The 15,355-nt window shown below is 39.7% G+C and carries 10 protein-coding genes; 2 read left to right on the plus strand and 8 right to left on the minus strand.

The annotated features are described in order from the left end of the window. Positions 1 to 100: 100 nt before the first annotated feature. The 8 genes from QP437_RS04665 to rimO all read right to left on the minus strand — a co-directional run bounded on the left by QP437_RS04665 (position 101) and on the right by rimO (position 11,759). A complete protein-coding gene (locus QP437_RS04665; RefSeq protein ID WP_197547491.1) occupies positions 101 to 1,582 on the minus strand; it encodes an aldehyde dehydrogenase family protein in 1,482 nt (493 codons plus the stop codon). Between the two features lie 278 nt (positions 1,583 to 1,860). Then, positions 1,861 to 4,341 carry a trimethylamine-N-oxide reductase TorA gene (gene torA / locus QP437_RS04670; RefSeq protein WP_285267121.1) on the minus strand — a complete coding sequence of 827 codons (2,481 nt, stop codon included), beginning with the start codon at positions 4,339 to 4,341 and terminating at the stop codon, positions 1,861 to 1,863. A gap of 63 nt (positions 4,342 to 4,404) precedes the next feature. After that, positions 4,405 to 5,502 (minus strand): NapC/NirT family cytochrome c, encoded by a 1,098-nt coding sequence (locus QP437_RS04675; protein WP_285267122.1) that lies wholly within the window; start codon positions 5,500 to 5,502, stop codon positions 4,405 to 4,407. Positions 5,503 to 5,687: 185 nt separating this feature from the next. Then, a complete protein-coding gene (locus QP437_RS04680; protein WP_285267123.1) occupies positions 5,688 to 6,623 on the minus strand; it encodes an alpha/beta fold hydrolase in 936 nt (311 codons plus the stop codon). Further along, on the minus strand, positions 6,620 to 7,048 hold the full coding sequence (locus tag QP437_RS04685; protein ID WP_285267124.1) for a hypothetical protein: 429 nt from the start codon (positions 7,046 to 7,048) through the stop codon (positions 6,620 to 6,622). The genes QP437_RS04680 and QP437_RS04685 overlap by 4 nt, the downstream gene beginning before the upstream one ends. A gap of 61 nt (positions 7,049 to 7,109) precedes the next feature. Further along, complete coding sequence (gene asd / locus QP437_RS04690) at positions 7,110 to 8,225, minus strand: aspartate-semialdehyde dehydrogenase (protein ID WP_070775149.1); 1,116 nt, start codon at positions 8,223 to 8,225, stop codon at positions 7,110 to 7,112. A 138-nt stretch (positions 8,226 to 8,363) separates the two neighbouring features. Next, positions 8,364 to 10,382 (minus strand): adhesin, encoded by a 2,019-nt coding sequence (locus QP437_RS04695; protein WP_285267125.1) that lies wholly within the window; start codon positions 10,380 to 10,382, stop codon positions 8,364 to 8,366. A 39-nt stretch (positions 10,383 to 10,421) separates the two neighbouring features. Then, complete coding sequence (gene rimO / locus QP437_RS04700; RefSeq protein ID WP_285267126.1) at positions 10,422 to 11,759, minus strand: 30S ribosomal protein S12 methylthiotransferase RimO; 1,338 nt, start codon at positions 11,757 to 11,759, stop codon at positions 10,422 to 10,424. A gap of 165 nt (positions 11,760 to 11,924) precedes the next feature. Here rimO and QP437_RS04705 point away from each other — a divergent pair, with 165 nt between their 5' ends. Next, positions 11,925 to 12,641: an MgtC/SapB family protein gene (locus QP437_RS04705; protein WP_049364256.1), complete on the plus strand. Its 717-nt coding sequence runs from the start codon at positions 11,925 to 11,927 to the stop codon at positions 12,639 to 12,641. An 84-nt stretch (positions 12,642 to 12,725) separates the two neighbouring features. Further along, positions 12,726 to 15,308, plus strand: a complete 2,583-nt coding sequence (gene mutS, locus QP437_RS04710) for a DNA mismatch repair protein MutS (RefSeq protein WP_285267127.1) — start codon at positions 12,726 to 12,728, stop codon at positions 15,306 to 15,308. Positions 15,309 to 15,355 lie beyond the last annotated feature (47 nt).

Genomic DNA, 15,355 nt, shown 5'->3' on the forward strand with positions numbered 1-15,355 from the left:
TAATAGAATCTAATCATAATTTGATATAGGTAAAAAAATAACCGCACTTTTGAGATACAAATCAAAGTGCGGTCGTTTTTTTAGGTTAGAAAGTGAATGATTAATACATGCCTTCGCGCTCTTCACGGGTGCTGATGAAGATATTTTTCACCTGTGTATAAGCGTCAAGCATCATTTTATGGGTTTCACGACCTATACCAGAGGTTTTATAACCACCGAAAGGAGCTCCAGCTGGTAAACGGTTATAACAGTTCACCCAAACACGACCGGTTTCAAGTGCTCGTGCAACTCGTAGCGCACGGTTAATGTTATATGTCCACACCGCACCACCTAGGCCATAATCACTGTCATTTGCCATTTTAATTACATCTGCTTCATCCTTGAATTTGATTACCACAGCAACCGGACCAAAAATCTCTTCTTGTGCCACGCGTTTTTTGTTATCAGGCGCTAAAATTAAGGTTGGTTGGAAAAATTCGCCTCGAGCCAATGCCGGGTCGGTTGATTTACCTCCACCAACGACGATTTGACACCCTTCTTCTTTAGCAATATCAACATACTTGCTAATAACCTTAACTTGATTTCCGTTTACTTGCGCCCCCATTTGCGTGTCATCTTCCCAAGGTAAGCCGACTTTAACTTTCTTAAATTCTTCTTTTAGTGCCGCGATAAATTTATCGTAAACGCTTTCTTGTACGAAAATACGTGAACCGGCACAACACACTTGCCCTTGGTTGAAGAGAATTCCTTTTTGTGCGCCCTCCAATGCTTTATCAAATGGCATATCGTCAAAGAAAATATTGGCTGATTTACCACCTAATTCCAAGGTGGATGGAATCAACATTTCAGCAGCAGCCACACCAATTTTTCTACCGATTTCGGTGGAACCGGTGAATGCCAGTTTGTTAAATCCAGTATGGTGCAACATGTATTCGCCAGATTTAGAACCCTTACCAGTAATAACATTGAAGACACCTTTCGGTAATAAATGATTAATTTTTTGAGCTAAGGAAAGTAAGCTCAATGAAGTAGTGGAAGATGGGTGAATCACGACGGTACAACCTGCTGCCAATGCCGGTGCTATTTTCCATGCAGCCATTAAGAACGGAAAGTTCCATGGAATAATTTGACCAACAACGCCAATAGGCTCGCGTAAAATCAACGACAAATCTTCGCTATCCAGTTGGTTTGCGACACCTTCTTCGGCGCGAATAACACTGGCAAAATAACGGAAATGATCTGATGCCAACGGAATATCTGCTGCGCGTGTTTCGCGAATCGGTTTACCGTTATCCAACGTTTCTTGTAAAGCGAATAATTCGGTATTTTCGTCAATAATATCTGCAATTTTATTCAAAATTGTAGCTCGTTCCGTTGCGCTGGTATTTTTCCAGGTTTTAAAGGCCTCTTTCGCAGCATTCACTGCAGCATCGACATCTGCATCCGTAGCGTCAATAAAGGTGGCTAAGGCTTCACCATTTGCAGGGTTATATGCTGTTAAGGTATTACCCTCAGAGCCATTTGTCCATTCGCCGTTGATCAATAAACCATAGTGTTTATCAAAGACATTAAGATCTTTTATCATCTGTTTTCTCCTTTTTTCTACGTTGTGAATCAAAGTAATACCTGATCTTTTTACACCACCAGGTCTTTAATATTTTGTCCGTAAAAGAGGACTATGGGTTGATTTTAGTACAAGACAAGACTTAAAACTGGGAGACAGATCACATTTTGGTGGTCAGAAGGAAAGGTAGAGAAAATTGATTTGATAGGTGAAAAAAAACAAAGTACAGAAAAACTTATTGAAAAAAGACCGCACCTGAATGGATAAAATCAAAGTGCGGTCGTTTTTTATTGGTTTTACACAGCGTGTTTAGGCTGTTTGAATACCGTCACTTCAGGTGCATTACTGGTAAATTTTTCAACCTGAACAATACAGGTATTCGGTGAGTTACCTTGTGCAAGTTTTGATGTGCCTTCATCGCGTGTTAATACGTTCGGGCAACCATTTTTACACAATGGTTTTTCACTTTCACCTAAGTCCATTGGGTCATACCACGCGCCTTCATGGAGAGCGACAGTACCTTTGATGATGTTTTCTGTGATAACCGCACCTGCAAGCACTTGACCGCGTTTGCTATGAATGCGAACAATATCACCGTCTTTAATACCGCGAGCAGCAGCATCTTCAGGGTGAATCATCACTGGCTCACGATCATTTACCGCATATTTTTGACGTAATGAAGTATGTGCCAATTGGCTGTGTAAACGATAGTAAGGGTGCGGTGTCACTAAAGCTAAAGGATATTCTTCTGTCACATTACCCGCAAATTCTTCTGGCTCCATCCAACTTGGGTGACCTTTACAGTCGTTATAATGCATTTTCTCGATAACATCAGAGAAAATCTCAATTTTGCCTGACGGCGTGCCAAGAGGATTGAGTAATGGATCTTCACGGAATTCACCATAACGTACCCATTTCTTCGCGACTTCACCCGCTTCAAAGCTTAACGGTTTATTTTCTGCCCAGAATTTATCAAAACGAGGCATTGCAACACGGTTTGCACGTGCGGCAGTAAAGGCTGCATTGTAGAATTCTTCCAGCCATTCCATTTCCGTTTTACCTTCGGTGTATTGTTCTTCCACACCTGCTCGTTTAGCAAGTTCAACGAAAATATCATAGTCATTTTTCGCTTCAAATTGTGGCGGAACCACTTGTTTCATCGGGTAAACGCTCATCATGGAGTAGTCGCCTGCCATGGTTAAGTCATTACGTTCATAACTGGTGGTTGCCGGCAAGACAATATCTGCCATGCGCGCAGTTGGTGTCCAGTTCACTTCATTCACAATCACCACTTCCGGTTGTTGGAAAGCTTTCACTAAAGTATTGGTATCTTGATGGTGAACAAATGGGTTACCGCCTGCCCAATATACTGCTTTGATATTTGGGTAAGTAATTTCAGTACCGTTATACTGAATTTTTTTGCCTGGATTGAGCAACACATCTGAAATACGCGCCAATGGGAAAGCGGATTTAGAGGTATCATCTAACCATGTTTTTGCTCCCGCTTTGCCTGATGGACTTGCGGTAATAGAGCCGATAATACCACCTGTCGCTGTTGGCACCCCACCATTTGAATAGTGATAACTTAAACCGAAACCACCACCTGGCAAGCCAATTTGTCCTAACATAGACGCTAGAGTGACTAACATCCAATGGGTTTGTTCACCATGGCGTTGGCGTTGCATACCCCAACCACCCATTAACATGGTACGTTTGCTAGAAAAATCTGCTGCAAGCTGTTTAATCGTTTCTGCCGGTACACCACAAATTTTCGCTGCCCATTCTGCTGTTTTTGGTTGACCATCAGTTTTACCTAATAAATATTCCTCGAATTTAGCATAACCCGACGTGTATTTTTTCAAGAAATCTTTATCGTGCTTACCTTGTTCAACTAAAGTATGCGCAATACCAAGCATTAACGGCACATCCGTTGCTGTATTCACAGGAATCCATTCTGCGTTCAGCATTTGGCAAGTTTCACTTTTTTGTGGGTCGATACAAATAATGCGTTTACCACTCGCTTGGAATTTTTTGAAATATTCAATCCCTTTTTGGTCGGTGGACATCCAAGCAATACGCATGGTTGTGAGTGGGTTTGCAGACCAAAGCACAATAATATCGCTGTTTTCTAACACAGATTCCCAGCTGGTTTGTTGTTCATAGACTTCAATAGTACCAAGCACATGCGGCATGATTACTTGCGCAGCACCCGTAGAGTAATCCCCTTTGTGTCCCACAAAACCACCGGTAGCGTTCATATAGCGCTGTAATAACGTACGAGAAGCATGTAATGAACCACAGCTAAACCAACCATAAGAACCGGCAAAAACGCCTGTTGGACCATGTTCGTCACGAACTCGTTTAAGCTGATTGTGTACTAAATCTAACGCTTCATCCCAAGAAACTCGCACCCATTCATCACGACCACGCATTGTGGTATCACTTTTTCCTGGATTAGCTAAAAAGCCTTTACGCACCATTGGATATTTCACGCGAGTTTCGCTGTATAGCTGATCGGCAACAACTGTTTGTAATTCGTTCGGTACAGCAGGTTCAATGGCAGGGCCAGATTTCACCACTTTGCCGTCTTGCACGACAACACCAAGTGGACCCCAGTGTGCGGCGGTCACTACCGTTTGCATACTGCTTTCAGCCGCTGCCGCATTAGGTGCAATCACCGAACCAACCACACCACCGGAGAGTGATGCTCCCGCCACGCCGAGAGAGGTTTTTTTCAAAAAGTCACGGCGGTTTTGATTAATGTTGTTGTTTTTCATTTTTGCCTCGCTTTGTCGTCATTAAAGTCATGTTGAGAGAGAACGGAATTTCACTTAACATGATTAGTTTCCGTTCATATCTTTAGCATGACGTTGTAAATAAATGGTGAGGGCACGAACCTCGTCTTTGGTCATGGAGGTGCGGTCTTTCATGGAATTGACGACACCTATCCACTGGTTTGCTGTGTAATGATCCGCACCGATTGCTGCGTGACAACCGCTACAATGGGTTTGGTTTAACTGATTGCCGTATTGCTCAAGTGCGGTCAGATCTGAAGACATTTTTTCTTTTGTAACCTGAACGGCAAAATTGACTTCCTTCCATTCGGAATTGGTCACATCATCATGTTTGCTTTGCAACACTTGTGCATGATTGCGAGCATCTTCATCTACCAAAGCAACGGTAATACGTTTACCTAAATCTAAATACAACACGGATTCCGCACCGGTTTGTTGCCAACCGTGTAACGTGCCGTGAATTTGTTCGCCTTGAGCCTGCCATTGCGTGAGTTCGGCAAGTGGCATTAGGCGTATTTCACCGCCTTTTTTACCTTGTGCTTTTACCATTTCAGTCGCATACAATGTTGCATTGTTATCAAGTTGGTGTGATTGGGTTGCGGAAGCAGTGGCAGCTTGTTCTTCTTGAACTTCCGGCAGGAAATGGACGATGCCTTTATGACAGTCGATACAGGTTTGATTATTCGTTTGGGCATCCGAGTGCATTTGTTTGGCTGATTTGGACTGTTGCGAAAATTCCATGGCATCAAAACTGTGGCAACTACGGCAGGTCTCTGAATCGGTCGCCTTCATCTCGTCCCACACGAGTTTGGCTAATTCGGCACGATGTGCTTCGAATTTTTCTTTGCTATCCAATTTGCCTTGCATTTCATACCACAAATCTTTCAGCGCAATGAATTTGGCTTTGACATAATGCCAGCCCTCTGACGGAACGTGGCAGTCGGCACACTCGGCGCGAATGCCTTTAGCATTGGAAAAATGGCTAGAACTTTCCCATTCTTCTTTTGGATAGCTCATTGAATGACAACTGACACAAAACTCCGGTGAACTTGTTTTATGCATAACCCACTGCGTTCCCCACAATGCCACAGCGCCGACACCAGCCAAGCAAAGTGTGGTGACGATTTTCTTCATTTTTGACATAGACACTCCAACGATACAAACGACAAAAAAACATAACTATAAATAAGTATTATGGATTGTAGGGATATAGTGAGAAAGAAACTATGATCTTGCTCAATAAAAGGTTAAACACTCATGAGATAAAAATAAAAAAACATTATATAAATCAATATATAATGTTTTTTATTTAATCTAATTAGTAAAATTTAAAAATGAAGAAATTGATTCACGCGTTCAAGCACGGCTTTTCTTACGTTATCCTTTTCAAAAAGAATTTCATGTTTTGCTTGAGGTACAAGCATGGATTCTGCATGCGGAAAAAGTGCAGTCAATTTTTCAAGATTTTTGTTATCTACAATTTTTTCCTTTTCCGCTTGTAAAATAAGCACGGGTGTTTCCACTCTTGGAATGATTTTAGGGAGCGCTTTTATTGCATTTAAACACAAATGTACCCAACGGAAAGTCGGGCCACCTAAGTGAATAGCAGCGCGTTTTCGATTAACTCGGTTCATCCATTTCATTCGTGTTTTAGAATGGCTAAGTTCATTAAGGTTTAAATCTGCCGGTTTGTAATGTCCTTTGCCAAAAACATAACGATGACCTTGACCAAATGCCATCATCGTTGCAATGATGACTTCATCTCGTAACGGATGTTTCATGGGAACGCCAAAGAAAGGCGAAGAAAGTACGGCCTTTTTAATATGATGATCGTAATTGGCCAGATAATAGGTGGAAATTAAAGCGCCGAGGGAATGTGCGAGAATATATTGTGCTTGATAAGCATAAAGTGCGGTCGTTTTTTCAATGATTTTTGCCATATCATCGGTATAAAAACGAAACTCATCTAAATGCCCTTTTTGAGGAATAATACGCTGTGAATAACCTTGTCCTCGGTGATCGAAAAGCAATACATCATAACCTTGTTGATAAAAATCATAAGCCAACTCAGTCCATTTCAGCATATTTTCTGCTCGACCATTCACCAAAATCATCAATTTTCTGACCGCACTTTCAGGCTGAACCAAATGACGATAAGCTAATTTGATATTTCGTTCACCAGAAAGATATTGCGTCGGAAATTGCTCAAAAAAAGGCAATAACTCTGCAAGAGCAAATTGATGAAAATGAGGTTCTCTGATCATAATTTTTTAACAAAAAATAGTGTAGGGATAGTAATAACAGATATGATGATATAAGGTATTTTTAATTCGATCCAAGCATAGTGAAATAAGCTTGAGAGCTCAAGTGTATTTCCTAAATCAGTACTATCAAAGGTGATAAAAACTGAACCCAATAGCCATAAAAGCCCAAGCCACAAACAACCGATAATAAAGTAAGATAATTTCTGAGAAAAAATAAAAGGAAACAATGCTAAAAACGCAACAGTTATCGTTGTAAATAATATATTAAACGTATATTCACAACGCGCTTCATACAAAAATTCACCCGTGTAATTTTGGCATGTTGTTGCAAAGGTTTCAGGATAACCAAGGCGTGAGACAAACCAATATTGCAAAACAAGTGTCATTAAAGAAATTGTAATAAAAACAAAGACAGATCGTAGCATATTATCTTTTTTAGTAATGAAAAGGGCGTAGTAAATACGCCCTTTGTAGTGAAAGTAAAACTTATGCCACCAATTGTTTTAAGATACGGCGAACTGGCTCTGCAGCACCCCATAATAATTGGTCACCTACAGTGAATGCCGCTAAGTATTCCGGACCCATTGCCAATTTACGTAAACGACCAACCGGTACACTTAATGTACCTGTTACTTTAGCTGGAGTTAATTCACGTAATGTGGTTTCTTTGTCATTTGGAATCACTTTCACCCATTCGTTGTGAGACGCTAAAATTTGTTCAATTTCTTCTAATGGTAAGTCTTTTTTCAGTTTGATAGTGAATGCTTGGCTGTGGCAACGTAATGCACCGATACGTACGCATAAACCATCCACAGGAATTGGATTGTCGCTTAAACCTAAGATTTTGTTGGTTTCTGCATAGCCTTTCCATTCTTCTTTAGTTTGTCCTGTTTCTGGGAGAAGTTTGTCAATCCAAGGTATTAAGCTACCACCTAATGCCGCACCGAAGTTATCCGTTGGGAAACTATCAGAACGCATTTCTGCCGTCACTTTACGTTCAATATCTAAAATTGACGAAGCAGGGTCTTTTAATTCACTTGAAACCGCTTGTTCTAATAAACCCATTTGTGAAAGTAATTCACGCATATTTTTTGCGCCTGCACCTGAAGCCGCTTGGTAAGTTGCGACAGATACCCATTCCACTAAATCTTTTTCAAATAAACCACCGATAGCCATCAACATTAAGCTCACGGTACAGTTACCACCCACGAAAGTTTTAATGCCTTTTTTCAAGCCTTCAGAAATCACGTGTTGGTTTACTGGATCAAGCACGATAATTGCATCATCTTTCATACGTAGTGCAGATGCTGCATCAACCCAATAACCATCCCAACCTGTTGCTTTTAATTTTGGATAAACTTCATTGGTATAGTCGCCACCTTGGCAGGTCACGATAATGTCTAATTTTTTAAGTTCTTCAATGTCGAATGCACTTTTAAGTTCACCCGCCTCTTTTCCTGCGAATACAGGGGCTTTTTGACCTGCTTGAGAGGTGGTGAAGAAAACTGGATTAATATTGGCAAAATCTTGCTCTTGCACCATACGATCCATTAATACGGAACCGACCATTCCGCGCCAACCGATAAAACCGACGTTTTTCATGAGTTTTTCCTTATTTTATGTTGTGTTGAATGGGTCTATTAATTACAGGCTTTATGCTACAAAATCAAGTTTTTTTAAAAAAAATGAGACTTTGTTTAATTTTTCTCAATAAAAAATCCCCTTTCGGGGATTTATTGATTATTTATCTGCTTTTTTCGTGGTTTTCTTTACCGTTTTTTTCGGCTCAGATTTACCTTCAGATTTGACCGCACTTTTCTTTGTCGTAGTAAACTTTGTAGCCTTCTCTTTTGTTGTTGCGGATTTAGTCGCTTTTTTCTTTGGCTTTTCAGCTAAATTTGCCGCTTTCCATTCCTCAAATTTTTCAAGTAAAACTTTACCCATTGGGCTTGGATCACCTGTAAATAAGGTTTGTAAGCCGTTATTTTCAATGATATGACGGCGAAGTTCTAAACGCTCTTGATGATTTTCAGCTAAACGAATTGCACGTTCAACATATTCATCTACCGTATTTGCGATTAACCATTCCGGTAAACCTAAACGTTTAAATAACCCTTCATCAATATGTTCATGGACTTCTGCACCGGTTTTACATACGCCCACTAAACCTAATGTCACCATATCAATAATGCCATTCGTGTTACCGAATGGGAATGGGTTTACCATCATATCGCAGTTATGCAAAATACGGAGATATTGATCATAAGGTGCATGTGGATGAGCTGTCGCATCATTACCTAAATAAGATTTAATAAAACGCTCAACATAAGGATGCGTCACACCACTAGATTGACCTAAAGCAAAGTGGAAATGAACTTTGACATTCGCACGATCACGAATAGCTTTTAATGCCGCCAAGAAATATGGGTTAAGCTTCATTGTAGTAGAAGCAATACCAATATTTACGACTTCAGGATTTTCACGTAAACGATACTCTACGTGTTGCGGTGCAAGCGCTGAAGGTACATAAGGAAGAGCATCTTTTGGTAAACGCAATAATTGCTCACTGAAGCATTTTTCAGACCCCACATAATCATCTTCTACAATCACATATTCAATAAAATCAGAATGTGTCGTAGCAGGGTGGCCTAAAGCAATCACTTGAACCGGTGCAAGACGCGTGTTACTTGCAAAAATGGTGGTTAAATCCATCCCAATACTTGGCATATAAAGAACGGCTGCACCATTTTTCTCACAAATCTCTTTTAATTCATTCAATTTACTAAAAATATTATCGCCTTTTAATAAATGGAATTCATCAAACACCGCTTGGCCCGCTTCATCTACAGCTTCATTACCTACACCAATTAAATGAAAACGCTCACGCGCAGCAATCATTGAAGTAGAATGCGTACGGTAAATTGAATGAGATGAATGGAAATGCTCCAATAATATGACCATAACTGGTTTTCCATCACGTTCACCTAATTTCGTGACATCGCGATCTACCCATCCACCTTGCAATAAATGACGACGAATAACTTGGTTTAATGCTTTTTTCACCCAGTGTTTATTTTCAGCAATATCGTAGCTGCAATGCATATACACATCATGTGAAATTGCACTTGGTACATTATTTAAGTTTTCAATCGTTGATAATTTTTCAGAGAACCATTGTAAAAGCGTACCACGCTTAGAAAACGATTGTTCTGTACCGATAAAACGTGGTGATTGCAATGCAAAACAAAGCGATGCGCATAACTCTGGATCTAAATTCCATAAAGCATCAAGATTAACATTCACATTAGATTCTGGCAGGTAGAAAATACAGAATTTAATTAATGATGATCTCGTATTATCTAAATGGAAATCGGATAAATTGGTTTTATCTGGATTGCGGTTATAAGCTTGCAAAACATGATCAGCATTCACAAATGGCGATGATGCAAAAATCATATTAATCCAACGTTGTAAGGTAAAGAAACGTTGAGCCCCGCCTTCAGAAATATCTAATTGAGGATCAGAAAATAACTCACTTATTGCTACCGCTACACGGGTACAAAAATGCTCAACTTTATCTTGTACTAATTCATCATTTAATTGATTAGGATAATCAATTTCAATGCCTTCTACACCGCCAAAATTACTATCTATTTTGCTTAAAATATCCAGCAATTCCACGCAAGCTGCTTCATAATTTTTTGCCGCTACTTCTTGTTCAAAACGGATAACACTTGGTTGTTTTTGTGTTTCTGCCATTTCTAAATTCCTTTGATAAAAAATAAATAAAATTAATAATTAACAAGTTCCCCACAGATCATATTCATCTGAATGGGTAATGGTTACTTTAATAAACTCGCCTACTTTCATAGGCGAGCCACTTAGATTTTCAATATAAACTAAGCCATCAACTTCTGGTGCATCAGCTTTTGTACGGCCGATAATACCTTCGTCATTAATTTCATCCACAATTACATCAAGCGTTTGGCCAATTTTTTGTTTTAATCGTTCTGCCGAAATGTCTTGTTGTAACTGCATAAAGCGGTGGAAACGTTCTTCTTTTACATCTTCAGGCACTTGGTCTGCCATTTCAGTTGCGGGAGCTCCTTCAACTGGACTAAATTTGAAACAGCCCACGCGATCAAGTTGTGCTTCTTTTAAGAAATCCAATAACATTTGGAAATCTTCTTCTGTTTCACCTGGGAAACCTACAATGAAAGTTGAACGCAAGGTTAAATCAGGACAAATCTCACGCCATTGCTTGATACGCTCTAAAGTGCGGTCAATTTTTCCTGGTCTTTTCATCGCTTTTAAAATTTTTGGACTCGCGTGTTGCAATGGAATATCCAAATAAGGTAACAATAAACCTTCCGCCATTAATGGAATTAAATCATCTACATGAGGATAAGGATAAACGTAGTGTAAACGTACCCAAATGCCTAATTTACCAAGTTGTTTACACAAGGTCATTAAGTCATTTTTAATTGGCATACCATTCCAGAAAGCAGTTTTCACCCCACCTTCTTTGCGTTGTGTATCCATCGCATAAGCTGAAGTATCTTGTGAAACGACCAATAACTCCTTCACGCCCGCATCAGCAAGGCGTTTTGCTTCATCCAATACTTGTGTAATAGAACGGCTTTCTAAATCCCCACGTAATGAAGGGATTATACAGAATGTACAACGATGATCACAGCCTTCTGAGATTTTCAAATAAGCATAGTGTTTTGGTGTTAATTTCACCCCTTGTTTTGGTACAAGGCTGGTGTATGGATTATGCTCTGGTTTTGGTACATATTTATGTACTTGTGCCATGACTGTTTCATAACTGTGCGGACCGCTCACTTCCAATACTTTTGGATGAACTTGGCGAATTTGATCTTCTTTCGCCCCTAAACAGCCGGTCACAATCACGCGTCCGTTTTCTTCCAACGCCTCTCCAATAGCTTCTAGGGATTCCTGCACGGCACTATCAATAAAGCCGCAAGTATTCACAATGACCAAGTCCACATTTTCATAACTTGGCACAATGTTATACCCGTCAGCACGTAATTCAGTCAGAATACGTTCGGAATCCACTAAATTTTTAGGGCAACCTAAACTTACAAAGCCAATATTCGGCGTTGATTTTTGCATAAATTTATTCTCAGCTATCATCATCTTTCAAAACTTTAGATTTTACTCAATTTCAAGCAGAAAGGCGATAAATTAAAGGTAAATTGATTGTAAATTTGCCCATTAAAGTCCTTTTTTCAGGTAGAATAACGCCCGTTTTTTTATTTACTTATATTCATTATTAACATGGAAAATTCTTCTCTTTTTTCGACCGCTCTTGAACAGACGGCTTATTTACTTATCCTAGGGAAAATGCTACTCGCACTTGTACTTGGCGGGATTATTGGCTTAGAGCGTGAACTTAAACACAAACCGGTTGGCGTTAAAACCTGTGCCATTATTGCGGTGACAACTTGTGTGCTGACGATTGTATCTATTCAAGCTGCAGAACATTACGCGCAAGTTTCAGATAATATTCGAACTGACCCTATGCGACTTGCCGCACAGGTAATCAGTGGCATTGGTTTCTTAGGTGCGGGTGTGATTTTACATAAGAAAAATGATGCCATTTCAGGCTTAACCACAGCTGCCATTATTTGGGCTGCGGCGGCTATCGGTGTGGCAACAGGTGCAGGCTTTATTTTTGATGCCATTATTGCCACTTTAATGATTTTAATCGCTATCCGTATCAGCCCGATTGTGCAACGTTATGTTCGTCGTAAAACCTATAAAAAGCGTACTCGCTTGGCTATTCAACTAAGTTCTGCGAATGGCATCAGTAAAGTGACGGATTTATTACTGAAACATGATTACCGCATTGAAAATATCTCAGTCAAAGACCAAGCAAGTGGCGAAGTTCGCTTGCAAGTGCGATGCTACAACATTGATAATGAAATGCTAAAAGATGTCTATACGCTATTAAAAACAGAAGATGAAGTACTGAGTGTGGATGTAGAAAATTAAAATCAACTTAAAATAACACATTACTTCTATCGTAAAACCTATACTTGCTAGACAAAAAGTTAAACACTTAAACTGGATAACGTCATGAATTTACAAGATAATTTTGAGCAGCATACGCCGATGATGCAGCAATATCTCAAGTTAAAAGCAGAAAATCCTGACATTTTATTATTTTATCGAATGGGGGATTTTTACGAGCTTTTTTATGATGATGCAAAAAAAGCAGCGGCATTGTTAGATATTTCTTTAACGAAACGTGGGCAATCAGCAGGTAATCCAATTCCCATGGCGGGCGTGCCTTATCATGCGGTAGAAGGTTATTTAGCAAAATTAGTGCAATTAGGTGAACCTGTAGCCATTTGTGAGCAAGTAGGTGATCCTGCCACGTCAAAAGGGCCGGTTGAACGCAAAATTGTACGAATTGTGACACCAGGTACAGTGAGTGATGAAGCCCTTTTACCAGAACGCCAAGATAACTTAATTGTGGCGGTTTATCAGGAAAAAGAAAAATTCGGTCTAGCCACATTAGACATGACATCTGGACGCTTCCAGCTTTGTGAACCTCATTCAAAAGAAGCCTTGCAAGCTGAATTACAGCGTATTAATCCCGTAGAATTACTTTATTGTGAAGATTTTGCTGAAATGGCCATTATCGAACATTATAAAGGATTACGTCGTCGTCCAATTTGGGAATTTGAACTCAGTACCGCGATCTCAGAACTTAATCGTCAATTTGGTACGAAAGATTTACGTGCATTTGGTGTAGAAAAATCCCCCCTTGGCTTGACAGCAGCAGGTTGTTTATTGCAATATGCAAAAGAAACACAACGAGCTTCTTTGCCACATATTCAAAGTATTAGTGTTATTCAAAATAACGATAATATTCAATTAGATGCCGCAACACGCCGAAATTTAGAACTCACTCAAAATCTTGCGGGTGGTACAGAAAACACGCTGGCTTCGGTATTAGATAAATGTGTTACGCCAATGGGTAGCCGTTTGTTAAAACGTTGGATTCATCAGCCTATCCGTCAAACAGACATTCTATTAAAACGCCAAAAAAACATTGGTGAAATTATTGAGCAAGATTTGTATCACGAATTGCAGCCTTATTTGCAACAAGTGGGGGATATGGAACGGATTCTTGCTCGTGTAGCACTACGTTCTGCGCGTCCTCGAGATCTCACGCGTTTACGTACTGCATTAGAACAAATTGAACCGATAAAATCGCTGATTCATACAAAAATATCGTCAAATTTGACCGCACTTTCCGCACAAATTGATGATTTTTCCGCGCAAATCGACCTACTTCAAAAAGCAATTATTGAAACTCCTCCGTTATTAATTCGCGATGGTGGCGTTATTGCTGAAGGCTATAATGCAGAATTAGATGAATGGCGAACCCTTTCCGCTGGCGCAACGCAATATTTAGAAAATTTAGAACAACGTGAACGAGAAAGCACAGGTATTGATACCTTAAAAATTGGTTTTAATGCGGTGCATGGTTATTACATTCAAATTAGCCAAGGACAAGCCCATAAAGCACCGATTCATTATGTTCGCCGTCAAACATTAAAAAATGCCGAACGTTACATTATTCCTGAATTAAAAGAATATGAAGATAAGGTTTTAAAATCAAAAGGAGCGGCGCTTGCTTTAGAAAAGCAACTTTATGATGAATTATTTGATTTATTGCTGCCACATTTAGGCCAATTACAATTAGCCAGCTTGGCATTGTCTGAATTGGATGTGTTAGTTAACTTAGCAGAGCGAGCAGAAACCTTAAATTATGTTGCACCACAATTTAGTGATGAAATTGGTGTAAAAATTGAAAATGGTCGTCATCCTGTAGTGGAACAAGTCTTAAAAGACCCCTTTATTGCTAACCCTGTTAATCTCAATCAGCAACGTCATTTACTGATTATTACTGGCCCAAATATGGGCGGTAAAAGTACCTATATGCGTCAAACGGCTTTAATTACGTTAATGGCTTATATAGGCAGTTTTGTGCCGGCTGATAGCGCGGTTATCGGGCAAATTGATCGTATTTTTACTCGAATTGGTGCCTCTGATGATTTAGCATCTGGTCGTTCTACATTTATGGTGGAAATGACCGAAATGGCGAATATTCTTCATCAAGCCACTTCACAAAGTTTAGTTCTGATTGATGAAATAGGACGGGGGACGTCTACCTATGATGGGCTTTCTTTAGCTTGGGCTTGTGCCGAATGGTTAGCGAAGAAAACCCGTTCACTTACATTATTTGCGACCCATTATTTTGAACTCACCGCACTGCCAGAACAAATTGAAGGTATTGCTAATATTCATTTAGATGCATTAGAACATAACAATACCATCGCCTTTATGCATGCGGTTCAAGACGGTGCAGCAAGTAAAAGTTATGGTCTTGCTGTTGCAGCGCTGGCTGGTGTGCCTCAATCCGTGATTAAACTGGCGAAGCAAAAATTACATCAGTTAGAAAAACTGTCAGCACAAAATGGTGATCAACAAATTCAACATTTGAGAGCATTAAATCAATATCAAGGTGAATTGGCTTTTGAAGCAGAGCCAGATGCTTTACGTGAAGCCATTGAGCAGCTTGATCCAGATGAATTAAGTCCAAAACAAGCCTTAGCTTATCTGTATCAATTGAAGAAAATACTGTAAGAAATAAAAAAGAGCGGTCAAAAAATTCATTGTTTTTTTATGACCGC

The organism is Haemophilus sp. UMB1048, assembly GCF_030218125.1.
Taxonomy (GTDB): domain Bacteria; phylum Pseudomonadota; class Gammaproteobacteria; order Enterobacterales; family Pasteurellaceae; genus Haemophilus_D.